Source organism: Anoxybacillus sp. B2M1 (assembly GCF_001634265.1).
In the GTDB taxonomy this organism is placed as follows: Bacteria; Bacillota; Bacilli; order Bacillales; family Anoxybacillaceae; genus Anoxybacteroides; species Anoxybacteroides rupiense.
The window spans coordinates 1,264,274-1,288,532 of record NZ_CP015435.1; the positions used below are offsets into that span (position 1 = coordinate 1,264,274).

Annotated in this window: 25 protein-coding genes; all 25 read right to left on the reverse strand. The window is 44.5% G+C overall.

What is annotated here, in order from left to right; genetic code table 11:
- Positions 1-29: 29 nt before the first annotated feature.
- Positions 30-308 (reverse strand): EscU/YscU/HrcU family type III secretion system export apparatus switch protein, encoded by a 279-nt coding sequence (locus GFC28_RS06060; protein ID WP_044746158.1) that lies wholly within the window; start codon positions 306-308, stop codon positions 30-32.
- Positions 305-1,972, reverse strand: a complete 1,668-nt coding sequence (fliK, locus tag GFC28_RS06065; protein WP_044746159.1) for a flagellar hook-length control protein FliK — start codon at positions 1,970-1,972, stop codon at positions 305-307. The genes GFC28_RS06060 and fliK overlap by 4 nt, the downstream gene beginning before the upstream one ends.
- Positions 1,973-2,009: 37 nt before the next feature.
- Positions 2,010-2,783 carry a ribonuclease HII gene (locus GFC28_RS06070; RefSeq protein WP_044746160.1) on the reverse strand — a complete coding sequence of 258 codons (774 nt, stop codon included), beginning with the start codon at positions 2,781-2,783 and terminating at the stop codon, positions 2,010-2,012.
- Between the two features lie 250 nt (positions 2,784-3,033).
- On the reverse strand, positions 3,034-3,888 hold the full coding sequence (ylqF, locus tag GFC28_RS06075; protein WP_172798641.1) for a ribosome biogenesis GTPase YlqF: 855 nt from the start codon (positions 3,886-3,888) through the stop codon (positions 3,034-3,036).
- 4 nt (positions 3,889-3,892) lie between these two features.
- Positions 3,893-4,447, reverse strand: coding sequence for a signal peptidase I (gene lepB / locus GFC28_RS06080; RefSeq protein WP_044746162.1), 555 nt, complete (start codon positions 4,445-4,447; stop codon positions 3,893-3,895).
- 132 nt (positions 4,448-4,579) lie between these two features.
- Complete coding sequence (rplS, locus tag GFC28_RS06085) at positions 4,580-4,924, reverse strand: 50S ribosomal protein L19 (RefSeq protein ID WP_044746163.1); 345 nt, start codon at positions 4,922-4,924, stop codon at positions 4,580-4,582.
- A 133-nt stretch (positions 4,925-5,057) separates the two neighbouring features.
- Entirely contained in the window at positions 5,058-5,792 is a 735-nt protein-coding gene (gene trmD / locus GFC28_RS06090) for a tRNA (guanosine(37)-N1)-methyltransferase TrmD (protein ID WP_044746164.1), read from the reverse strand.
- Positions 5,792-6,310 (reverse strand): ribosome maturation factor RimM, encoded by a 519-nt coding sequence (gene rimM, locus GFC28_RS06095; RefSeq protein ID WP_044746165.1) that lies wholly within the window; start codon positions 6,308-6,310, stop codon positions 5,792-5,794. The genes trmD and rimM overlap by 1 nt, the downstream gene beginning before the upstream one ends.
- Before the next feature lie 19 nt (positions 6,311-6,329).
- Positions 6,330-6,716 carry a YlqD family protein gene (locus tag GFC28_RS06100; protein ID WP_044746166.1) on the reverse strand — a complete coding sequence of 129 codons (387 nt, stop codon included), beginning with the start codon at positions 6,714-6,716 and terminating at the stop codon, positions 6,330-6,332.
- Positions 6,717-6,877: 161 nt separating this feature from the next.
- Positions 6,878-7,114: a KH domain-containing protein gene (locus GFC28_RS06105; protein WP_044746167.1), complete on the reverse strand. Its 237-nt coding sequence runs from the start codon at positions 7,112-7,114 to the stop codon at positions 6,878-6,880.
- 15 nt (positions 7,115-7,129) lie between these two features.
- The gene (gene rpsP / locus GFC28_RS06110) at positions 7,130-7,402 is read right to left on the reverse strand and encodes a 30S ribosomal protein S16 (protein ID WP_044746168.1); all 273 of its coding nucleotides are present in this window, start codon (positions 7,400-7,402) and stop codon (positions 7,130-7,132) included.
- A 92-nt stretch (positions 7,403-7,494) separates the two neighbouring features.
- Entirely contained in the window at positions 7,495-8,835 is a 1,341-nt protein-coding gene (ffh, locus tag GFC28_RS06115) for a signal recognition particle protein (RefSeq protein ID WP_044746169.1), read from the reverse strand.
- Between the two features lie 13 nt (positions 8,836-8,848).
- Positions 8,849-9,181, reverse strand: a complete 333-nt coding sequence (locus GFC28_RS06120; protein WP_044746170.1) for a putative DNA-binding protein — start codon at positions 9,179-9,181, stop codon at positions 8,849-8,851.
- A 354-nt stretch (positions 9,182-9,535) separates the two neighbouring features.
- Complete coding sequence (gene ftsY, locus GFC28_RS06125) at positions 9,536-10,516, reverse strand: signal recognition particle-docking protein FtsY (protein WP_044746171.1); 981 nt, start codon at positions 10,514-10,516, stop codon at positions 9,536-9,538.
- Positions 10,517-10,538: 22 nt separating this feature from the next.
- Positions 10,539-14,102 (reverse strand): chromosome segregation protein SMC, encoded by a 3,564-nt coding sequence (smc, locus tag GFC28_RS06130; protein ID WP_044746172.1) that lies wholly within the window; start codon positions 14,100-14,102, stop codon positions 10,539-10,541.
- 270 nt (positions 14,103-14,372) lie between these two features.
- Positions 14,373-15,116 carry a ribonuclease III gene (gene rnc / locus GFC28_RS06135; protein WP_044746173.1) on the reverse strand — a complete coding sequence of 248 codons (744 nt, stop codon included), beginning with the start codon at positions 15,114-15,116 and terminating at the stop codon, positions 14,373-14,375.
- Between the two features lie 106 nt (positions 15,117-15,222).
- Entirely contained in the window at positions 15,223-15,456 is a 234-nt protein-coding gene (acpP, locus tag GFC28_RS06140) for an acyl carrier protein (protein ID WP_027408166.1), read from the reverse strand.
- 68 nt (positions 15,457-15,524) lie between these two features.
- On the reverse strand, positions 15,525-16,265 hold the full coding sequence (fabG, locus tag GFC28_RS06145; protein WP_044746174.1) for a 3-oxoacyl-[acyl-carrier-protein] reductase: 741 nt from the start codon (positions 16,263-16,265) through the stop codon (positions 15,525-15,527).
- A 2-nt stretch (positions 16,266-16,267) separates the two neighbouring features.
- The gene (fabD, locus tag GFC28_RS06150; protein WP_044746175.1) at positions 16,268-17,209 is read right to left on the reverse strand and encodes an ACP S-malonyltransferase; all 942 of its coding nucleotides are present in this window, start codon (positions 17,207-17,209) and stop codon (positions 16,268-16,270) included.
- 15 nt (positions 17,210-17,224) lie between these two features.
- A complete protein-coding gene (gene plsX / locus GFC28_RS06155; RefSeq protein ID WP_044746176.1) occupies positions 17,225-18,214 on the reverse strand; it encodes a phosphate acyltransferase PlsX in 990 nt (329 codons plus the stop codon).
- Positions 18,198-18,794, reverse strand: coding sequence for a transcription factor FapR (fapR, locus tag GFC28_RS06160; protein ID WP_044746177.1), 597 nt, complete (start codon positions 18,792-18,794; stop codon positions 18,198-18,200). The genes plsX and fapR overlap by 17 nt, the downstream gene beginning before the upstream one ends.
- 92 nt (positions 18,795-18,886) lie before the next feature.
- Positions 18,887-20,935, reverse strand: coding sequence for an ATP-dependent DNA helicase RecG (gene recG, locus GFC28_RS06165; RefSeq protein ID WP_044746178.1), 2,049 nt, complete (start codon positions 20,933-20,935; stop codon positions 18,887-18,889).
- A complete protein-coding gene (gene sdaAA, locus GFC28_RS06170) occupies positions 20,928-21,815 on the reverse strand; it encodes an L-serine ammonia-lyase, iron-sulfur-dependent, subunit alpha (protein WP_044746179.1) in 888 nt (295 codons plus the stop codon). The genes recG and sdaAA overlap by 8 nt, the downstream gene beginning before the upstream one ends.
- Positions 21,816-21,853: 38 nt before the next feature.
- The gene (gene sdaAB / locus GFC28_RS06175; protein ID WP_044746180.1) at positions 21,854-22,516 is read right to left on the reverse strand and encodes an L-serine ammonia-lyase, iron-sulfur-dependent subunit beta; all 663 of its coding nucleotides are present in this window, start codon (positions 22,514-22,516) and stop codon (positions 21,854-21,856) included.
- A 66-nt stretch (positions 22,517-22,582) separates the two neighbouring features.
- Entirely contained in the window at positions 22,583-24,253 is a 1,671-nt protein-coding gene (locus GFC28_RS06180; RefSeq protein ID WP_044746181.1) for a DAK2 domain-containing protein, read from the reverse strand.
- Positions 24,254-24,259: the final 6 nt, after the last annotated feature.

Consider the following 24,259-nt stretch of genomic DNA (forward strand, 5'->3'; position numbering starts at 1 on the left):
GGCTGCTTTGCTGTTGAGCAAAGCAGCCTTTAATCATGTGCATCTAATTGGCGATCCATTTGATAGACAAAAGCAAACAGCTCTGCAACGACTTGATATAGCTGTTCAGGAATGGCTTCATTAATCTCTAGTTCGCTTAACAACTCGACAAGCGATGGATCTTTTTGAATCGGAATGCTATGCTCTTTGGCCGTCGCAATTAAATTTTCTGCTACCTTTCCTTTTCCTTTAGCAATAACGGTAGGAGCTGATTGCTCATGAGGACGATACGTCAATGCAACCGCTTGTTTCATTTTTTCTTCTTTCATACTCGATAATCCACCCCTGAATGGCTCATCAAAATACGCGAGAACAGCCAATCATTTTTCTGCTGCTGCTCGGCTGCCGCTACCTTTATTCCTGACAACACATATCCGCATGCCTCTAATCGTTCCTTTAATAACGGCTGCATTCGAGACACCAGCTGCTCGATTTGTGGTGTATGATTCCATAAGGTTACATGAAGAATACTGTTTTGAATGCGAACATCTACTATGGTTTCCTTCAGCCGCTCTAATTGCAAATAAAACAAGATATGACAATAGTGCGGATCAATTTCTCCATTTCTCTTTTTTCTTCCCTGCCAGCGCACGATCACATCCGTTACGTGATCTGCGAAGCGGAGCGGAAACTGCCAAAACAACTGCTGAATCGGTCCTTGTGATTGAGAAAGGAGCTGCTGCCCTGTCAAGCGATGAATCAGCGCTTCAAGCTGTTCCTTTAAAGCAGGGAGCTGTACTTCGTCGTACACGCGCAGCAGAAGCGGTTTTAGCTCGTCAAAATGGCCGGGAGAATCAGCTTTCATCCATTTTTTTAATTCCGCTTCATAATTCAGCCCGAGCCATTGCCCGATCTTTTTCATATGGTGAGCAATCATCACAGAAGCCGCTTCATCGTCCAAAGATAACAGCGGCTGGTCCGGTAGCTCCCCTTTTAAATAAGCTTCATAAAAATCCGAAAGCCGAGAAGGTAGCTCTCCACCGTTGAGAGCGGTCATAAAAGCGCGCACCTGCTCGCTTGCTTTGCTTCGATTTGTTTGCCAATCGTGCTGCAGTTGTGCAATCCAATCAGAAAGCTGCTTCTTTGCATCATGCTCCTCAAGAACGGCAGACGACAGCGGAAGGGAAAATGTCTTGCCGTGAATTTGAATTTGCTTGGCAAACCAACTCCATGAATTTTCTGTTACTTCCTGCGGCCATCCTCCTACTTTTTGTAAAGCTCGATATGCCTCCCGGTCTCCCTGCTGAATCCAATCTTTTAGCAAAGAAAAGAGGGTTTGATCGATATCGTCCATCCGGCTTGTCATGCGCTGCAGTGTTGTTAATAGCGTACGAATGGCGTCCGGTTTTTGGTCATCTGGCATGGAGGCGAGCAAATCTTGCAGTTTTAGCAGCTGATTTGATAATAAATCGGGCTGTTGAACCGCTTTTATCGCTTGAAAGACGTCTTCGGTGAGCGGAAGCTGGTTTGTGTACATCCATTGAATGGCCCGTAAATTCATTTCTGTCTCTTTTGTTGCTATAAGCCATTTGGTTGCTTGAAGCACCTCTTCTTTCACAACAGGGAGCTGCTTTTGCAACAAAAAACGGAGAAGCGGTTGAGCCTCACGCGGAAGCCCCCAGCTTTTTGTCAAATGGAATACGGCGTGATTGATTCCTGCTTCATCGCCTGCTGTCTCTGATTTTGCAATGAGCTGTAAACGAATGGTTTCATGTTCAGCTAAGAGCTGAAACCAGTAACGTCCTCCTTCTGATAATGGCGTCTGCATCTCCGCCAGAACCGTTTCCTGTCCGATTTTTACGAGCGCGCGCTGCGGATCATTGATTTTTTCCACACTCCCATATATGACCTGGCCGCTGCGAAACGGCAGCGATTTTGCTGATTCCATGCGATGAAATTTTCCCCATCCATCCGTCTGCCGAATCGATGTCATTTTGCTCCTCCCCCTTGCTTGATGTGCCTGTGGGACATCAGTTCTGCTTAAGCGCCTCTTTCACTGGCGCGAAGGAACGTCGATGCTCGTTCATAATTCCGTATGTGCGAATGGCTTGCAAATGCTGCTCCGTTCCGTACCCCATATGCTTTTCAAATCCATATTGCGGGTATTTAGCGCCAAGCTCTTTCATGATGCGATCGCGCGTCACTTTGGCCATTACGGAGCCTGCAGCAATTGAAATGCTGGCAGCATCTCCTTTAATGAGGCTTCGCTGCGGAATAGCCAATGGTAGTTCCATTGCATCAATCAGCAAATATTGCGGTTCTGGAGCAAGCATCTTGACCGCCTGTATCATCGCTTTTTTCGTTGCCTGATAAATATTCAGCTCATCGATTTCCGCTGCGGAAACAATCCCAATTCCGACAGAAATAGCATGGCGCTGAATATGGTCAAACAAATGTTCGCGCTTTGTTTCTGACAGCTTTTTAGAGTCATTTAATCCCGGCAAATAAAAATCCTTTGGCAAAATAACAGCTGCAGCTACAACTGGACCCGCTAATGGACCGCGCCCCACCTCATCAATGCCAGCAATATACGAAATTCCTTGGCGATAGAGCTGTTGCTCATGCTGTGACATCTTTTCCCAAAGCTGACGTTCTTTTTCTGCTGCTTGTTTTCGCTTGTGCCAGCGAGCAATAAGCTTTTGGACGCTAACCCGCTCGTCGTTCATAAATTCCTGCAACAACGGATGCTGAGCGTCGTCAATCGTTTGCAATAGCTGTTCGATCTCCTTTGCTGTACGCTTCATGTCATGATTCGTTCCTTTCTCTTATATCTTTTATATCGGCGCGCTTTCTAAAAAATAAAGCCTGTTTTTAGGCTTTTAAACTGTTGATTCGCTCTTTCCCCCTGCGTAACTTGCTTCGTTCATCCGCGCTGCTTCTTGTTTGACAAGGGGATTCAAAACAGTCCGAGGTAAAGAAAGGGGGGGCCTAAAATGATTGTAGACAAAGTTCATTTTGACTTTGTCTACAATCTGACATCCTGTTTTTCGAACGTTATGGTTTTTCAAAGCTGAGACGTCCTAGCTTTTCTGTACGGACATCACGCAGAACAAGCTCTGCTACTTTATCGTAATCGATGGCTCCACCGGCCATTAAACAACCGCGGCGTTTACCAATTTCATCAAATAGCTCAACGATATCTTCGGGAATTTCTTGAAGAGAATAGCGCTCTTTTAAACGATCTGGATAATGTTGTTTTAAAAAGCGAAGGGCATAAACCGCCACGTCCTGCAAATTTAAAATCGCATCTTTAATCGCTCCTGTCGCAGCGAGCTTTAGCCCTACCTCCTCCTCTTCAAACTTCGGCCACAAAATTCCCGGAGTATCTAACAGCTCCATTTCTTTTCCAACCTTAATCCATTGTTGTGCTTTGGTCACGCCTGGCTTGTCCCCTGTTTTGGCGATATGTTTGCCAGCTAGCCGATTGATGAGGGTTGATTTTCCGACATTGGGAATGCCGACAATGAGCGCGCGCATCGGTCGCGGGTTTTTAATTCCCTTGGCTGCCATTTTAGCAAATTTATCTTTCAGCATATTTTTAGCTGCAGCCACAATTTGTTTGGTTCCTTTTCCGCCTTGAGAGTCAATGGCTAACGCATGCAAGGCTTGTTGTTCAAAATAGGAAATCCACTGTGCAGTAATGGCTTCATCCGCCATATCTGCCTTGTTTAACAAAACGATGCGCGGTTTATTCGCTAAAATCTCATCAATCATCGGATTTCTTGAAGATAAAGGGATTCTCGCATCCACTAATTCAAAAACGATGTCAATTAATTTTAGTTTTTCCTGCACTTCGCGTTTCGCTTTTGCCATATGGCCCGGAAACCACTGGATTGTCATTGCTTCCACCTACTTACTTAATAATACGGGCATCAGAAAGCGGCCAATATACAAGATTGGTTTTTCCCACTACCTTTTCCATCGGAATAAAGCCGATGTGACGGCTATCTTTGCTGAAGCGGCGGTTATCGCCCATCACAAACAAATAACCTTTTGGCACGGTTGCTTGCCCTCCTGGAATGTCCTCCAACGTAAACGGCTCTGTTAATGGCCCATCAATCACTTGTTTTTTATATTGGTCTAAGTACGGTTCTTTATAAGGCTTTCCGTTTACATACAATGTATCATCTTTATATTCGATGCGATCACCAGGCAAGCCGATGACCCGCTTAATATAATCTTTCCCCTCTTCAGCATGAAAAACGATAATGTCAAAACGGTGCGGTTCACCAATTTTATAAGACAGCTTATTAACAATCATGCGATCACGATCGTGAAGAGTCGGCATCATGGATTGGCCGTCAACGACAATCGGGGCAAAAATGAAATAGCGAATGCCTCCGGCCAACAACACCGCAATCACGATCGCTTTTAACCATTCCCATGTCTCACTTTTTTGTTTTGCCATTCTTTCTCCCACCTACGTCTAATTTGATTAGAAAAAAGGAGCTTGAACCCCAAGCTCCTTGTTTCATCATTTACATGTTCATGTTGTACGCTTCGACCCGCTGCCGTTCGGTCGGCGAATACGGCGGACCACCTAGCGGATTTCCTTGATGCGTGCAGCTTTACCGCGAAGTTGACGCAAGTAGTAAAGTTTCGCACGACGCACTTTACCGCGGCGAACAACTTCAAGCTTCGCAATTTTTGGCGTATGAACTGGGAACGTGCGCTCTACACCTACACCGTACGAAACCTTACGAACAGTGAATGTTTCGCTCACGCCAGCACCGCGACGCTTGATCACAACGCCTTCAAACACCTGAATACGCTCACGGTTTCCTTCGATAACCTTTACGTGAACGCGCACTGTGTCACCAGGGCGAAACTCAGGCATGTCTGTACGTAATTGTTCTTTTGTGATTTCTTGGATTAAATGATGCATCATCTTCAACTCCTTCCAACAGATGCTCATACCAATGCTTTTCCATCATTGCAGCGGAACATCGTTTTAAACGACTTAAGCAGACTTAAGTCACAAAGATTATACTAGCATAAAGGGGTATTGTATGCAATAGTTACCGTTCGTTTTTTTGAAATTCCTCCAACCACTTTTTTTGCTGTTCCGTTAATTCGCATGTTTCAAGCAGATCCGGACGGCGCAAAAAAGTACGGCGCAGCGATTCTTTTTGCCTCCACTCCTCAATTAAGCGGTGATTGCCTGATAACAGGACCTCTGGCACCTTGAAGCCGCGGAAATCGGCGGGGCGTGTATAATGAGGATGCTCTAGCAAGCCTGAGCTGTATGAATCGTGTACAGAGGAAGCTTCGTTTCCTAAGACTCCCGGCAACAGGCGGACCACACTGTCGACGATGACCATTGCCCCTAGTTCTCCTCCTGTTAAGACGAAGTCGCCAAGCGAAATTTCATCGGTTACTAAATGCTCACGAATCCGTTCATCATATCCTTCATAATGCCCACAAATGAAAATTAAGTGAGATTCCTTGGCCAGCTCTTCCGCTTTTCGTTGCGTATATCGTTCGCCTTGCGGACAGAGCAAAATAATGCGCGCGTTTGGCGAATGCTGCGTCAAATGAGCAACGGCATCGAAAATCGGCTGCGGCTTTAATACCATTCCTGCACCGCCCCCATACGGATAATCATCCACCGTCTGGTGCTTATTATCAGCAAATTCACGGAAATTCACCACATTAATAGCCACTGCTCGCTTTTCCTGCGCTTTTTTTAAAATCGATTCATTAAACACGCCTGCAAACATATTTGGGAACAATGTTAAAATATCAATTTTCATTATTCAAGCAATCCTTCCATCGGACGAATCGTAATTTTCTTTTCTTCAGGATTGACGCGGATGACGACATCATCAATGTACGGAATCAGCGCATCTTTCTCATTTTTCCGCTTGACTACCCATACATCATTGGCACCAGGAGTCAATATTTCCTTGACGATGCCAATCGTTTCACCTTCTTCTGTGATCACGGTGCAGCCAATAATTTCATGGAAATAATACTCTCCCTCTCCCAACTGGCCAAGCTGGCTCTCAGGGACTTTCAAAGCCGCTCCCTTAAATTTTTCTACAAGATTGATGTTATCATATCCCTCAAAAGACAATAAATCAAACGATTTATGGACGCGATGGCTTTTCACCTTCACTTCGATCGGTTCCGATGAGTGGTTCATAAAAACGTAGAGAAGGTTGCCAATTTTATAGCGTTCTTCGGCAAAATCCGTTTTGGAAACGACTCGCACCTCGCCGCGAATACCATGTGTATTGACAATTGTCCCTACATGAAACCATTTTGTCATGTTTGATCCTCACCTCTTTTCAACGAATTTCTTTTACAATTCCATCTTCGATCACGATCGTTCGTTTCACGGCCACATCTTCCCAGCGGTCTCCTACGTTCACTTCAATTAACGCTTGCACTTCCCGCTCTTTCAATTCGCTCCCTAACGGAAGAATTTGCAATTGTTCGATTTGGAAATCAAGAAGCTTAATTTTTTCTAATCTCTCATTTAGTTCTTTGATAAAATATTGCTTTAATGCATGAGACGGTTGCTTTGTGCTCTTTTCAAGCCGCTTTTGCTCAAAACGCAGCTGATCACACTCCTGCTGGAGCTGCCGCTTTCTTTTCAGGAATCGATCATACAGCTCTTTTTTGCTTTTATCCGTTAAAATTTGCTTGATTTCGACGGTCTGAATAATTTTCATAGCCCCACCCCTAAAGCGGTAATCAAACAAGGGAGCACTCCTGTCTCTAAGGACAGAGCGCACCAGCTTTGAAAAAGAGGCTTCCTCTCGAGGCGATGAAAGCCTAGGTCATCCAAATATGGATGCTTCCTTATTATATAAAAAAAGGGGAGGATTTGTCCTCACCCTTTATCTTTAATTTGCACGATCACGCGCTTTGGCTGATCGGACGCAGCAGCGTACACGACCGTCCGAATGGCATGAATCGTGCGGCCCTGCTTTCCAATCACCTTTCCGATGTCTTCTTCGTGCACCGATAAAACATAGGTAACCGTATTTTCATGCGAAGACTCCGTTACCACTACATCTTCAGGATAATCGACAAGCGCCCGTACAATCGTCTCAATTAACGCTTTCATCTACGATCACGGCCATTACTTGCCGTATTTTAAATGATGGAATTTCTCTAAAATTCCTTGCTTAGAAAAAAGATTGCGAACTGTGTCAGATGGTTTCGCGCCGTTTTGTAGCCATTTTAACGCCAACTCTTCATTGATTTTTACTTCAGCTGGCTCTGCAACCGGGTTGTATGTGCCGATTGTTTCAATAAAACGGCCGTCGCGCGGTGAGCGAGAGTCCGCTACTACAATACGATAAAAAGGTGATTTTTTCGCACCCATGCGTTTTAAACGAATTTTTACTGCCATTTTTCTAGCACCTCCGTAAATAGTTCACACAAGATAGTATATTAGCAATAATCATCTAGTTTGTAAAGTTTTTTTTCTTAACACATTATCCCCTACATAAAAGGGAATTTAAACCCTTTTTTCTTTCCTTTTGGCATGGTTGTCATCATTTTCATCATTTTTTTCATTTCATCAAACTGCTTAAGCAAGCGGTTAACTTCCTGAACGGATGTACCGCTTCCTTTTGCAATCCGCTTTTTGCGGCTTGCATTAATGATTTCAGGATTGATTTTTTCTTCTTTTGTCATCGAACGAATAATCGCTTCCACGCGGCCAATTTGCTTGTCGTCAATTTGAATATTGTTTAATCCTTTAATTTTATTAGCTCCTGGAAGCATTTTTAAAATTTCGTCAAGCGGCCCCATTTTGCGCACTTGACCAAGCTGTTCAAGAAAATCATCGAATGTGAAGGACATTGTGCGCATTTTTTGCTCAAGCTCTTTCGCTTTCTCTTCATCAACAGCGGCCTGGGCTTTTTCAATGAGCGTCAGCACATCACCCATTCCTAAAATACGCGAAGCCATTCTTTCAGGATGAAACGGTTCCAGCGCATCCATTTTCTCGCCCATCCCGACAAATTTAATCGGCGTGTCTGTTACAGCTTTAATGGACAATGCGGCACCGCCGCGCGTATCGCCATCAAGCTTCGTTAAAATAACCCCTGTTAAGCCGAGCTGTTCATTGAAGCTTTGCGCAACATTCACCGCATCCTGTCCCGTCATCGCATCAACGACTAGAAAAATCTCATCCGGATTTGTCAATTCTTTAATTTGCTTTAATTCATCCATGAGCGTCTCGTCAATGTGAAGCCGGCCGGCTGTGTCGATTAGAACATAGTCATGATGTTCTTCCTTCGCTTTGGCAATTGCCTGTTTGGCGATTTCGACCGGGCTTACTTGATCACCGAGCGCAAATACTGGCATATTCAGCTGCTTACCGAGTGTTTCAAGCTGCTTAATCGCTGCAGGGCGATAAATATCAGCCGCAACTAAAAGCGGCTTGCGGTTGTACTTCTTGCGCAACAGATTTGCAAGCTTGCCCGTTGTTGTCGTCTTTCCGGCTCCCTGTAAGCCAACCATCATAATCACCGTCGGCGGGCGGCTGGCGACCGCAATTTTACTTTGCTCTCCTCCCATTAGCGCGGTTAATTCTTCTTTCACCACTTTAATAACCTGCTGGCCCGGAGTTAAGCTTTTTAAGACTTCCTGTCCAACAGCACGCTCGCTGACACGCTTGACAAAATCCTTGACAACTTTAAAGTTGACATCCGCTTCTAACAAAGCAAGCCGAACTTCTCGCATCATCTCTTTAACATCGGCTTCTGTTACCTTTCCTTTGCCGCGGATTTTGTTCATGACACTTTGCAGACGGTCGGCTAATCCTTCAAATGCCATCCATTACCGCCTCCTACTCTAATTTCTCTAACGCTTCGATCATCTGAAGCAGCTCTCGGTCATCGGCATACTGCTGCAAGGTCCGCTGCTTTAGCTGCTTAATCAGCTTTTGCCGGTCCTGAAATTTTTGAAACAGCAGCAGTTTTTCCTCGTATTCCTCGAGCATCGCTTCCGTTCGTTTAATGTTATCATAAACCGCTTGACGGCTTACTTCATACTCTTCTGCAATTTCGCCGAGGGAGTAATCATCTAAATAATAAAGTGACATGTAGCTCCGCTGTTTCGGAGTTAACAACGATTGATAAAAATCGTATAGATAATTCATTCTCGTTGTTTTTTCAAGCACGAGACTCCCTCCTCGCTTGTTAAGTAAAATACCTTTACAAATGATTAGTTTAGCGTCTTTTCACAGCGGTGTCAAGTGTTGAGCTTTCAGCTTGTTTCATTTCTTTGCTTGAGTAATAAAATAGGCTCAAAATCGCTTTTTGTAAAAATCCAACAGTCCGTTGTAAAAGTTCGCCGGTCCCAACGATTGTTGTTGTCTAGTATAAACAGAGCTTTGTATTTGCAAAGATAGCGCCTTTCTTGTTTTTGTATATAGGGGCCACTTGACATACTAAGTGTTTGTCGCAGACACTGTGGGTTCCTTCTTGATAAAAAAAGATGTCTCAAAGTCTTGTTGAGACATCCTTTTGCTCTTTTACTCTTCTACCAAGTTGGCAAACAAACCGTATACGTATTGTTCCGGATCAAATTCCTGTAAGTCATCCATCTTTTCGCCAAGGCCGACAAGCTTGACCGGGATGTCCAACTCGTTGCGGATTGCTAAGACAATCCCTCCCTTCGCTGTTCCATCCAATTTCGTCAGCACAATGCCTGTCACGTTTGTTGCTTCTTTAAAAATTTTCGCTTGGCTCATTGCGTTTTGTCCGGTTGTCGCATCTAAAACAAGCAATACTTCATGCGGCGCCCCCGGAATTTCTCGTTCAATGACACGTTTTACTTTTTCAAGCTCTTTCATTAAGTTCACTTTATTTTGCAAGCGTCCTGCTGTATCACATAGCAAAACATTGACTTTGCGCGCTTTAGCTGCTTGAATGGCATCATACATGACAGCGGCTGGATCGGAGCCAGCGGATTGCTTGATTACTTCAACCCCGACTCGTTCTCCCCATACTTCTAGCTGCTCAATCGCCCCAGCGCGGAACGTATCCCCCGCTGCCAGCATGACGGTTTTCCCTTCTGATTTTAACTTATGCGCCAATTTGCCAATCGTCGTCGTTTTTCCGACACCGTTGACGCCGACAAACAAAATGACCGTTAAGCCATCTGGCTGCATATTCAGTGTGGCCAATTCATCATGGCCCCCGCGATAAATATCGACAAGCTTTTCCGAAATAACAGCTTGCATTTCTTTCGTCTCTTGAATGTTCCGCCGCTTTACCTCCATTTTCAACTCATCAATTAACTCCATGACGGTTGTAACGCCAACATCGGCGGAAATTAAAATTTCCTCTAATTCTTCAAAAAACTCTTCATCCACTTTTCGATAACGGGCAATTAAATCATTGACCCGTCCCGTGAAAGAATCGCGTGTTTTTGAAAGACCTTGCTTAAATTTCTCTGTGACTGCATCTGTTTGTTGGGTAATTTTCTCTTTTAGCCTCTTAAAAAAACTCATCGTTTTAATCACCTTTCCTGCCTTACGATTTCACAAGTTGTTTAGAATCTTCTAAGCGGACAGATACGAGCCTTGACACCCCTGATTCTTGCATCGTGACGCCATAAAGCACGTCCGCCTCCTCCATCGTTCCTTTGCGATGGGTGATAACGATAAATTGGGTTTGACTGCTAAATCGTTTCAAATACAGAGCATAACGATGGACATTGGCTTCGTCAAGAGCGGCTTCCACCTCATCCAGAACGCAAAACGGCACCGGCCGTACTTTTAAGATGGAAAACAATAGCGCAATCGCCGTTAGCGCTCGCTCGCCGCCAGACAATAGGCTTAAATTTTGCAATTTTTTCCCTGGTGGTTGTGCGACGATTTCCACCCCTGTATTTAATAGATCATTCGAATCTGTAAGTTGCAGATCCGCGCGCCCTCCGCCGAACAGCTGCTGGAATACATCACCAAAATGCGAGCGAATCTGTTGGAATGTCGTCAAGAAGCGCTTTTTCATCTCTTGATCCATCTCGTCAATCACTTGATGCAGCGTTTCCTTTGCATGCTGCAAGTCACTTTTTTGTTCTGTTAAAAATTGATAGCGCTCCGATACGCGGTCATACTCATCAATAGCGCCTAAATTTACCGTTCCAAGTTCATCAATCGCCCGCTTAATGAGCTTCACTTTTTTCCGAGCAGCCTCCGCTTCCATTTGCAGCGGATATTTTTCTTTCGCCGCTTCAAACGTAAGCATATATTCTTCGCGCAAGCGGCTAAGCAAGTTTTCAAGCTCCACATCAAGACGATTTAATTTGACTTCTTCATCTTTAATAATCTCTGTTAATTGTTTATATTGTCGTTTTTTCTCTTTTAGCTCGCGCTCACTATTTTCGAGCATTTCTTGATATTGAAGTCTTTGTTCACGTCGGCTAGCGATGAGCTCAAGCGTTTCTTGTTTGTCTTGCACTTTTTGTTGACGCAACTGATCCAGCTGCTCCTCTCCAGAAACATTGGAATTCATTTCGTCTGTAAGTGTCAGTAAATCTTCTTTTGCCGCTTGAAGCTGCTTCTCTGTTTCCTCTTGCTCAAGGGTCAGCTGCGCGATCTTCTCCTGAATATGCTTCAACAGCTGCTGCTTTTCAGCAACCGCTACTTTCTGCTCCGTAATCGCAGCTTGCAACGCTTCTTTCGAGCTTTGCTCATCCTGCTTTTGCAGCGTAAGATGCTGCATTTGCTCGTCAATTTCAGCAAGCTTGGCTTCCATTTGGTAGAGCTTTTGTTCCACCGTTGTGATTTTTTCGCGCAGCTGCCTCATTTCCTGCTCGTCATGCGCTTTTTCTTCATCATATAAAGCCAAGCGTTCGCTCGTATTCTTTTCCTGCCACTCTACTTCGCGCCAAGCACTTTTTATTTCCTGCAAAGCAAAGCGTCTTTCCTCTATTTGCTTCCGCAGCTCCGCCATTTCTGCCTCGCGCTGGGCCGCTTCCTTTTTTTTCGACTGTACAAATAATTCAAGCTGCTCTGTTTTTGCTTCCATGTCTCGGAGCTTATCCGTGATCGTTTCTAGCTCTCGGTTTCTGCTAAGTAAAGAATTGGTTTTCTTAGCTACGCCCCCTCCAGTCATCGCTCCCCCAGGGCTAACAACATCTCCTTCAAGGGTGACAAGACGATAACGATAATGAAGAAGCCGAGCTAGCTCATTCGCTCCCTTTAAATTTGTCGTCACAATCACATGGCCAAGCAGATGGGCCAGTACCGTTTGATAGATGGAATCATAGGAAACCAGTTCGTTTGCTACGCCAACAAAAGCTGGATGATTTTTGACAATGGCCAGCTGTTCAGATGGAAGTTGTTTAGGCTGGAGGACGTTCATCGGCAAAAAAGTCGCTCGTCCATATGAATGCTTTTTTAAATAGTGAATGGCTGCGCGTGCCGCTTCTTCGTCAGCAACCACAATATGCTGCATCGCTCCTCCGAGCGCAATCTCTATCGCCGTTTCATATTTGCTGGATACATGAATAAGCTCGACAACGGCTCCGTGAATTCCCAAAAGCTGTTCACGCGCCTTTAAAATTTCCTTAACTCCTTGAAAAAATCCAGCATAATCATGCTGCATTTCCTCCAGCATTTCTTTTCTTGATTTGGTCTGCTGTAAATATTGATAAGCTTGATAAAGCATTGATTCCTTCTGCTCAATTTCTTGTTTCAGCTCGGCAAGCTGAGCGCTTTTTTGCTGAAGCTGTGTTTCCTGCTCCTTCAGCTTTCGCTCCGTTTGCTGACATTTGCTTTCCAAAGCGATATATTGTTCTTTTATACGATTTCGCTCTGCTAAATGCTTTTCGTTCTCTTTCGTTAGCACACTCTGCTTTTTTTCCAATTTTTCAAGCAAAGCCTGCAAATGAGTGCGCTCATTTTTTAACGAAGCTTGTTCATGAACAAGCTCAATATAATCGCTTTTTAACCTTTCCATTTGCTCTTCAACACTGATATCATAGGAGGCAAAAGCACGCTGCTTTTCCTTCAGCTCCGTTTGAAGCGCATGAAGCTCTTCGCGTATGCGGGTTAGCTGCTCCCTCTCCTTTTCCAGAGTTGAGCATAGCTTTCCGCTTTTTTCAGAAAGGGAGGAGATCGTCTCTTCAAGCTGCTTTTGATACTGTGCCGCATTTTTTTTTCGTTCTTTTAATACTTCCTTTCGCCCTTCAAGCTTTTCCAGTTCTTCACTTACAACAAGCAACACTTGCTGAAGACCGTCAATCGATTCATCAAGTGCGGTCATTTGGTCACGCAGCTGCTCCACTGTTGCTTCTTCCTTTTGCAACGCCGCTGATAAGGCCATTTCCTTTTGCTGGTGGTCTGTCAGCTGATCGCGCAAATGATTCCATTGGCGATGCAGCTCTTCAATTTCATGGGCAATCAGCGCCACTTCAAACGTTTCCAGCTCGTTTCGTTTTTCAAGATAGTCCTGGGCAATAGAAGCTTGGATTTTCAACGGTTCCAGCTGACTTTCTAGCTCATGTAAAATATCATTGACGCGATGTAAATTTTCTTGTGTCTCATTCAGCTTATGCTCCGCTTTCTTCTTACGAATTTTATATTTGAGCACCCCTGCCGCTTCTTCAAAAATCGTCCGTCTTTCCTCCGGTTTGCTGCTTAAAATTTCTTCGATTCGCCCCTGTCCAATAATTGAAAAGGCTTCTTTTCCCAATCCTGAATCCATAAATAGATCAATAATATCTTTTAAACGGCATGGCTGCTGATTAATAAGAAATTCACTTTCTCCTGAGCGATAGACGCGTCTCGTGACACTTACTTCCTGATAATCAAGCGGCAAAAACCCATCTTCATTATCGAGTGTCAAAGTAACCTCAGCAATATTTAGCGGCCTGCGTGAGTCGCTTCCCGCAAAAATAATATCTTCCATTTTCGCACCGCGAAGCGACTTGGCTGACTGTTCGCCTAATACCCAGCGAATGGCATCCGTAATATTGCTCTTTCCGCTGCCATTTGGGCCGACAACAGCCGTCACACCCGGCACAAATTCGATCGAGACCCGATCGGCAAATGATTTAAATCCAACAATATCTAATCGTTTGAGGAACATCCGTACCCCGCCTCGCTATCTTTCATCTAAATCTTCATTATTGTATCATAACTACTTGCTCAAACCTATATAGAACTTTTTCTTCAATTTTGCAAATGTAAAGCAGAAAAAGCTTAAAAACACGAAGCTGCTATCTAAATGGAACGGGCGATGTTTGTATTTCCACTTTCCTATCTAGACTAAAGCATCGCTTGTCTGTATGTCATTAGAGAAGAAAAAGGGCCGACTATTTTCGAATGAGCCAACCCTTTTTTCACAGCACTGTTTTTCTTATTCCTGTTTCGGCGTTTTTAGCTTTTGCAGCGCCATTTGTGCAGCTTTTTGCTCCGCTTCCTTTTTCGATCTTCCAGCACCAACTCCAAGCTCTTCACCATTTAAAGAAACGCGAGAAACAAACTCTTTGTTATGCGCAGGTCCTTTTTCTTGCAAAATGGCATATTCGATAACGCCACTACCATCCCGCTGAACAAGTTCCTGCAGCTGGCTTTTATAATCCATCACATGAGAAAAAGCACCTTCATTGATCTTCGGAAAAATGGTTTGCTCCAAAAACCGAATGACCGCATCAATTCCTTGATCTAAGTAAAGAGCACCGATAAACGCCTCAAATACATCTGCTAGAAGCGATGGCCGCATTCGCCCGCCGGTGATCTCCTCTCCTTTGCCGAGCAAAACAAGCTGGCCGAATGAAAGGTCATTTGCAAATTTTACAAGAGATGGCTCACATACAATCGCTGCACGCAGTTTCGTTAATTCACCTTCCGTCATATTTGGAAAATGACGAAAGAGATATTGAGAAACGGTCAGTTCCAGTACAGCATCTCCTAAAAACTCAAGACGCTCATTATCCTCATGCGGTCGTTTGCGATGCTCATTCACATACGATGAATGGGTAAAAGCCTGAATTAGCAGCTTTTCATCCAGAAAAAATATGCCGATTTTCTCCTGCAACTGTTTAAATTTTATTCGTTTTTTTTCGCTCATGCGCTGCTCTTTATCTTTCTGCTTCGACATAAATAAGGACCTCCGGGACTTCATTCAATCAAAGTATTCGGCAATTCATCAAAAGCATAGAAAGCCCCGTTAGAGCAACGGGACTTTTCTGCATTATATCGTTTACTTACATGCGACTTTTTATGTAGTTCACAGCATCTCCTACTGTGACAATTTTTTCTGCTTCCTCATCGGAAATTTCCATATCAAACTCGTCTTCTAGTTCCATGACAAGTTCAACCACATCTAATGAATCAGCACCTAAATCATCTTTGAAAGAAGCTTCAAGTGTTACTTGAGACTCCTCCACGCCTAAGCGGTCAACGATGATTTTCGTTACGCGCTCTAATACATCTGCCACGACAATTCACCTCCTCTCATGATTATAGTAAATTTATCGGCAAAATACTAGCGGATAATCCAGATTCGTTACATGACCATTCCGCCATCGACATGAATCGTCTGTCCGGTCATATAGCTCGCTGCATCCGATGCCAAAAATGCGACCACATTGGCAATGTCCTCTGGATTGCCGAAACGGGCAAGTGGAATTTGCTTTAACATTTCTGTCCGAATCTCTTCATTCAAACGATCTGTCATATCCGTCGCAATAAATCCCGGAGCAATAGCGTTTACCGTGATGCTGCGGCTTGCCAATTCCTTAGCGGCTGTCTTCGTTAAGCCGATCACACCTGCCTTAGCAGCTACGTAATTGGCTTGCCCTGGATTCCCCATTACACCAACCACTGAAGCGATATTAATAATGCGGCCATAACGCTGCTTAAGCATTGGACGTGTAACCGCCTTTATACAGTTAAACACGCCTTTTAAGTTAATATTGATGACATCATCCCACTCTTCTTCTTTCATACGCATGAGCAAATTGTCACGGGTAATTCCGGCGTTATTGACTAAAATATCCACGCGGCCATAGCGATCGATCACCTCTTTCACCATTTGCTCAACCGCTTCTGTATTCGACACATCCGCTTGAATTGCCAGTGCTTCGCCACCAAGACGGTAAATCTCATCCACTACTTCCTTTGCTTTCGCTTCGCTTCCGGCATAATTGACAGCTACCTTCGCTCCTTGACGGGCAAATTCTAAAGCAATCGCTCTTCCAATTCCGCGCGATGCCCCGGTTATAAGCGCTACTTTTCCTTGCAACATGTTTATTCTCCTTTCAACGCTGCGATTGTCGCTTCAAAAGAAGCCGTATCGTTTACCGCATAAACGCGCACATCGCGATGAATTTTCTTCACAAGACCTGATAATACTTTTCCTGGCCCAATTTCTACAAACGTATCGACACCGAACTCAATCATCGTTCTTACGGACTCCTCCCAACGAACAGGAGAATAAAGCTGCTCAATTAAAAGCGTTTGAATCATTTCTTTTTCAGTCATTGGCTTCGCTGTTACGTTCGCGATGACAGGCACATTCGCGTCATGAATTGCTACTTCGTTTAGCACTTTTGCCAATTTTTCAGCCGCTGGCTTCATAAGCGATGAATGAAAAGGACCGCTTACTTCAAGAGGGATAACACGTTTGGCACCTTTTTCTTTCGCAAGCTGTGCTGCTCGCTCTACTCCTTCTTTCGATCCAGAAATAACAATCTGCCCTGGACAATTCAAGTTAGCAAGCTGAACATGCTTGCCTTCTTCAGTAATCTGCTTCGTAATGGCTGCAAGTTCATTCGCTTCCATCCCAAGAACAGCAGCCATCGTTCCTTCACCGGCAGGTACCGCTTCCTCCATAAACTCTCCTCTTTTTCGGACAGCATACACTGCGTCTGTAAATGACATCGCTCCTGCTGCCACAAGCGCCGTGTACTCTCCTAAACTATGTCCAGCAACGTAGTCAGGCGTTAGACCGGCCTCTTTTACTTTTTCAAACAGCGCAATGCTCGTTGTTAATAAAGCAGGCTGCGCATTATATGTAAGCGTCAATGTTTGCTGCGGTCCTTCAAAAATAATCGTAGAAAGGGAAAGACCCAGACGTTCATCAGCCTGTTGAAAAATGGAAGCTGCTTTTGCATCCGTTTCTGTTAATTCTTTTCCCATCCCTACTGTTTGCGAGCCTTGACCCGGGAAAATAAAAGCTAGTTTTCCCATCTATCATTCCCTCCTTTATGAGTGAATATGTTCCATTTCCTGCTTAATCGTGCCAATCATATCCGTAATCACCATTTCGCGCGTCTGACGAATGGCGTGGAAAATCGCTGTCGCATCAGAGGAACCATGCGCTTTCACGACAGGAGCATTCAATCCAAACAAAGCAGCACCACCATACTCAGAATAATCCATCTTGCGCTTCATTTCTAAAAGCTTCGGTTTCAGCACAGCAGCTGCCAGTTTGCTAGAAAAGCTGCTCGTCAACCCCTTTTTTAACATCGAAAATACAGAAAGAGCCGTACCTTCAATCGTTTTTAGCGCGACATTTCCGGTAAAACCATCCGTTACCACCACATCAGCCACTCCTTGAAGCAAATCCCTCGCTTCAACATTTCCAATGAAATTCACATTCGCCTCTTGCAGCAGAAGAAAAGCGCGTTTAGTCAAATCATTTCCTTTTTGGTCTTCCGTTCCTACATTTAATAGACCGATGCGAGGTTTCGCAATTCCCCTTGCCTTTTTAGCGTAAACAGAGCCCATTAGCGCGTATTGCACCAGATGTTCAGGACGTGCATCGACGTTTGCGCCGACATCTAAAAATACAAATCCTTCGCCCCCTAGCGTTGGCAGCGTTGGTGCTAATGCTGGACGCTCAATCCCTTCGATTCTTCCGACAATAAATAGGCCAGCAGCCATCAATGCTCCTGTATTTCCCGCTGAAACGCAGGCATCGGCACGACCTTGTTTCACTTCTTCTGCCATTAATACCAAGGATGATTGTTTTTTTCGTCTGACGGCTCGAACCGGCTCATCCGTTGCTTCAATTACTTCATCGGTATGTACAATGTCAATGCGGTCAGCAGCGGGAAGATAGGAGCGAATTTGCTGCTCGTTGCCAAAGAGAATGATTTCTATGTCCTGAAAATGCTGAACTGCTTTCGCAGCCCCAAGCACAATTTCTTTTGGGGCATGATCTCCCCCCATGGCATCAATCGCTATTCTCATCATCTACTCCATCCTTTTTTGCGATGTTTGATCGATACATTTCAAATTCTCCTGAAAACACAAGCTCTTGTCCAACATAACTATTCACTTCGACCATCGTTCTTCCATTTTCATTGATTCCTTTTACTTTTGCCTTTGCCACGACCCGTTCATTTTCTTTCACTTGACGCGTAAATCGAATATTCGCTTTAGCAGTCAAGGCTAGTTCATCATTAATCACGGCAACCGCCAGTGAATTGGCCTGCGCAAACAAATGGTGTCCGCGTGCAATGCGATTCCGTCTAAACACATGCTCAGCCTTGACATCAAAAATAGAGATCGCACTTTTATCTAGAGCAATATCAATAATTTCGCCGACGACTTCTTCAATCGGCAGTGATTTTACCTTATCGGCAAATGATTTCTCGGCAACATGCTTAATTCGTTCGCGCAATTCAGGGATGGATAGCTCTAGTCGGTCTAAACGAATTGTTTGAATGCTGACAGAAAATTGTTCGGCCAATTCTTCATCTGTAATAAATGGATTTTTTTCAATCGTTTCTTTCAGCATCCGCTGCCGCTCCCGCTTTGTTTTTCGCATGATGCATACACCGTCCAATTTTATGACTAGGTACTAATAGTAGTATATAATTAAAAAAAACAGATTGCAAGACTAAGTTTGCAATCTGTTTTTTAATCTAGTTTTTCACCGCTTAATGCACCGGATTCTTCTAAATAAAGGCGTAGCCAATGATACGCCTCGTCGTGCCAAAATGCATGAGATTCAATTAATTTAGCCGCATCACTTCGCGCTACTTCAAGTACTCGATAATCATGCACGACATCGCCAAGCTTAAAATCTGGCAGTCCGCTCTGCTTTGTTCCAAAAAAATCACCGGGACCTCGCAGCTGCAAATCTTTTTCTGACAACACAAAGCCGTCATTCGTTTCTGTCATAATCCGCATTCGCTCTTTTCCGGTTTCTGATTTAGGATCGGCTAACAAAATGCAGTACGATTGTTCATTGCCACGGCCTACACGTCCTCTTAGCTGATGAAGCTGCGCCAGACCAAACCGTTCAGCATCGTAAATCAGCATGACCGTCGCGTTTGGAACATTGACTCCGACCTCCACAACCGTTGTCGAAACTAAAATATGCACCTCGTTTTGGCTGAAGGCTTTCATGACTTCATCTTTCTCTTCAGAAGAGAGGCGGCCATGCATGAGGCCGATTCGATATTTTCCCCGATAATAATGGACAAGCATGCTATGGACGTCAATCGCATTTTGCACATCAAGCTTCTCCGATTCCTCAATGAGCGGGCAGATGACATAGGCTTGCCTGCCTTTTTGCACTTCTTTCTCTATAAAATCAAGAACGCGCTCAAGCATGTTATGTTTTACCCAATATGTTTCAATTTTTTTGCGTCCCGCGGGCATTTCATCAATAATCGAAACATCCATTTCACCGAAAGCTGTAATCGCCAACGTCCGCGGAATGGGAGTCGCGGTCATAAACAAAACATCCGGGGATTCTCCTTTTTCACGCAAAATCCGGCGTTGCTCTACGCCGAAGCGATGCTGCTCATCGGTAATAACGAGCCCTAGTTTATGAAAATTGACTTCATCCTGAATGAGTGCATGTGTGCCAATGACGATATCAATTTGGCCTGCAGCAAGATTGGTAAGCAGTTCTTTTCTCCTCTTTCCTTTTACCGAGCTTGTCAGCAGCTCAACCGACACCTCAGCAGACGCCAGCAGCTGCTTCAGTGAGTGTGCGTGCTGCTCTGCCAAAATTTCGGTTGGCACCATCAGCGCCCCCTGATATCCCGATAAAACGGTGGCATATAAAGCAATCGCAGCGACGACTGTTTTTCCCGAACCTACATCTCCTTGCAACAGTCGATTCATTCGATGCGGGGATCTCATATCTTTCATAATCTCTTGGATGACCCGCTTTTGTGCATGGGTCAATGAGAATGGAAGCTGCTGAATGAATTGCTCCAGCTTTTCCATCGAAAAACGATGGGAAATGCCACGCGAATGTTCACGCTGAATTTTGCGCAAAACATGAATTTTTAATTGAAATAATAAAAATTCTTCGTATACAAGCCGGCGACGTGCTTGCTTCAGCTCTTCGTGAGAGCGAGGAAAATGAATGGCTGAAATCGCCGCATGTTTTGAGATCAAGCGATAGGTTTGACGAATAGAAGCGGGTAGCGGATCATGTATCGCTCCCCCATATTGCTCAAGAGCCAGTTTGATAAATCTGCGGATTCCTTTAACCGTCAAGGCTCCTCGCGCAGAATATACCGGTTCTAGCTCACATGCCTCCGATTGCGTTCCTATCTTTATTTCAACAGCGGTAATCGTTTGGCGATGCTGATCCCATTTTCCAATGACAGTGACTGTTTCATTGATGCTGAGCCTGTTTTTCAGATAGGGACGATTAAAGCACACGATGTTAATCAGATAGCGATCAACAAGCAATCGGAATGTCAGACGAGATTTTTTGCGGGAATAATGCATAAGAGAAGGCTCACTATGAACCTTCCCTTGTACGGTTACCTTCTCATCATGCTTGACATCTGCAAGGTCGCGTATTTCATAATCCTCGTAGCGAAACGGAAAATACATCAACAAATCTTCAATCGTCTCAATTCCCATATCCCGCAGCGCTTCGCTTGTTTCTTCTCCAATTCCTTTAATTTGTGTGACTGGTTGTTGCAATTCTTTATTCACGGTGATTGGTAGGAACGCCGAAAATTTTCGCCGCTAGTGCGCGTCCTGTCGGCGTCGCCGCTAACCCCCCTTGTGCAGTTTCTTTGAGTGCCGTTGGCATCGTTTCCCCGATGCGATACATCGCATCAATGACCTCGTCGCAAGGAATGCGGCTTTTAATGCCGGCCAGCGCCATATCCGCTGCTACCATCGCGTTTGCCGCTCCCATGGCATTTCGTTTAACGCAAGGCACCTCGACTAATCCAGCTACTGGATCACATACTAATCCTAACATATTTTTTAACGCAATGGCCATTGCTTCTGCTGCTTGGCTTGGCGTACCGCCCGCCATTTCTACGAGAGCTGCCGCCGCCATTCCTGTTGCGGATCCCACCTCAGCTTGGCAGCCCCCTGCGGCTCCGGAAATCGAAGCGTTGTTGGCGACCACAAAACCAAATGCTCCTGCCGTAAATAAATATTCAATCATTTCTTCACGGGTTGGATGCAGTTTTTCCTTCACTGCAAATAGTGTTCCTGGAACCACCCCTGCCGATCCAGCTGTTGGAGTAGCACAGATGGTTCCCATGGCAGCATTCACTTCATTCGTTGCCACTGCTTTGCTAACAGCATCTAGAATCGTTTCTCCTGACAAAAAACGGCCCTGCTTAATATAATTTTGCAACAGTACGGCATCGCCGCCTGTCAATCCAGAATAGGAAGAAACACCGGCTAGACCTTTCATGACCGCCTGCTCCATTACCTGCAAATTGCGGTCCATTTGGCTGAAAATTTCTTCTCTACTTTTTCCTGTTATTTCAATTTCTTGCCGGATCATAACTTCAGCAATTTTAATGTTCTGACTCTCGGCTAGCTGTACTAATTCTGCAACATTCCGAAACATCTAAGATGCCTCCTTTATATACGAAAACGCTTTCTTTGTTATTCGACAATTTTGGTTACTTGAATAATATGGGGAAGCTGTGAAAGCTCCTCAATTACTGCAGGATCAATCGGCTGGTCGACTTCAATGGTCATTAACGCTTCCTTCCCTTTTTCTTTTCGAGAAACTTCCATATGTCCAATATTAATAGCATATTTCGCCAACACATTTGCCACAGAAGCAATTGTTCCATAACGGTCGTTATGAACAACAAGAATGGCAGGGTGATGGCCTGACAATTTCAGCTCGAATCCGTTCAATTCTGTAATTTCGATTTTTCCGCCGCCAATGGAAATGCCGACAAGCTCTAGTTCCCCTTGTTCATCACCGATTCGAACTCTAGCTGTATTCGGATGAGTTGGGACGGCATCTTCCTCATAAAACACAATTTCCATTCCTTCTTGTCTTGCAATGTCAAGCGATGATTTAATTCGCTCATCAAATGTATCAAAATCTAACAGTCCGCCAACAATGGCTACATCTGTCCCATGGCCTTTGTATGTTTGCGCAAATGAGCCATAGAATGAAATATGGGCCCACTTTGGCTGTCTTCCGAATAAGCTTCGTGCTACTCTTCCGATTCTTGCCGCTCCTGCCGTATGAGAGCTTGACGGCCCAATCATAATTGGCCCAATAATATCAAATACGCTTTTATACTTCATGCTGCCTCTCTCCCTTGAATACCCAATAAAATAGAAGGGGATCCCCCCTTCTGTTATTCTAACATATTATTCGACTGAAAAGATAAATGGATACAATGGTTGTTTTCCATTATGAGCTTCTACTTCAATATCTGTATATGTGGCTTCAATGTAATCAACCAGTTCTTGAACCTCTTCTTCTGTTGCTTCTTCACCGTACAAAATGGTTAAAATTTCTGCATCCTCACTTAAAAGCTCATCTAACAGCTTTTTAGCCGCTTGTAGCTTATCCTTTTCTGACACAGCAATTTTTCCGTCAGCAATCCCCATATAATCTCCTTTAGCAATCTCAATACCATCAATCGCTGTATCGCGCACCGCGAACGTTACTTGTCCTGTTCTTACTTGAGATAGCGCTGCCGCCATCGCTTTCTCATTTTGTTCTGGAGACGCGGATGGATTGAACGCTAAAAGCGCCGATAGACCTTGGGGGATTGTTTTAGTTGGAACCACAATGACACGATTGCCCACTACAGAAGCCGCCTGCTCTGCAGCCATAATAATATTTTTATTATTTGGCAACACAAACACCGTTTCAGCATAAACGCTTTCAATAGCAGTGACGATATCCTCCGTGCTCGGATTCATCGTTTGTCCACCTTCAATGACAGCATGCGCTCCGATGCTTTTGAATAAATCGGCAATGCCGTCTCCCATTGAAATCGCAATGATTCCGTATGGTTGCTTTTGCCTTGCAGTCTTAGGAACTGCTGATGCTGCTTCATTCACAATATGAGCGTGCTGTTCACGCATATTTTCAATTTTTATATTTAACAGGCTCCCATAACGCTGTCCGTAAGTGAGCACTTCTCCAGGATGTTCGGCATGGATGTGGACTTTTACAAGCTCATCGTCAGCAACAACTAATAACGAATCACCAAACTGGCTTAATTCTTTTCGGAATGTCTCCTCGGAAAATGGAGATTGGCGAAGCTTTTCCTCTTCAAATCGAACCATAAATTCCGTACAATAACCAAACTCAATTTCATCTGTGTGAATGTGGCTTTGTGCGCTTTTATGATGTTCTGTATTGATAAGTTCCTGCATCGAGAGGCTCGCTGCTTTTAATCCCTCGACATTTTCTCCCTTTAAACCGGCCAAAAATCCTTCATACACATAGACAAGACCTTGCCCGCCGCTATCAACGACGCCAACCTCTTTTAAAACTGGAAGAAGATCAGGAGTACGCTGCAGCGATGCTTTTGCTTCTTTCACTGCTTCTTCCATCACTATCACAATGTCCGTCTGTTTTTTTGCTACAGCAACAGCACGTTTAGCCGCATCTTTTGCCACCGTTAAAATGGTACCTTCAACCGGCTTCATCACCGCTTTATAGGCTGTCGTCACTCCTGCCTCCAGCGCAGCCGCAAATTCCATGCTGTTAATGGTTAAAGCCCCTTCAATGGCCTTTGCAAAACCGCGGAATAGCTGCGATAAAATCACACCCGAGTTTCCGCGCGCGCCCATTAATAACCCTTTGGCAAGAGCGCCTGCCACATTTCCAATATGATCAGAAATGTGATTTTTCACTTCTTTAGCCCCAGATGTCATCGATAGATTCATGTTAGTACCTGTATCGCCATCTGGGACAGGAAAGACGTTCAGCGCATCCACAGACTTCGCATTGTTGGATAAATGCTGCGCTCCTTGTAACACCATGTCCGCAAAACGTCTTCCATCTAACGTCCGGATTGCCACCGATAA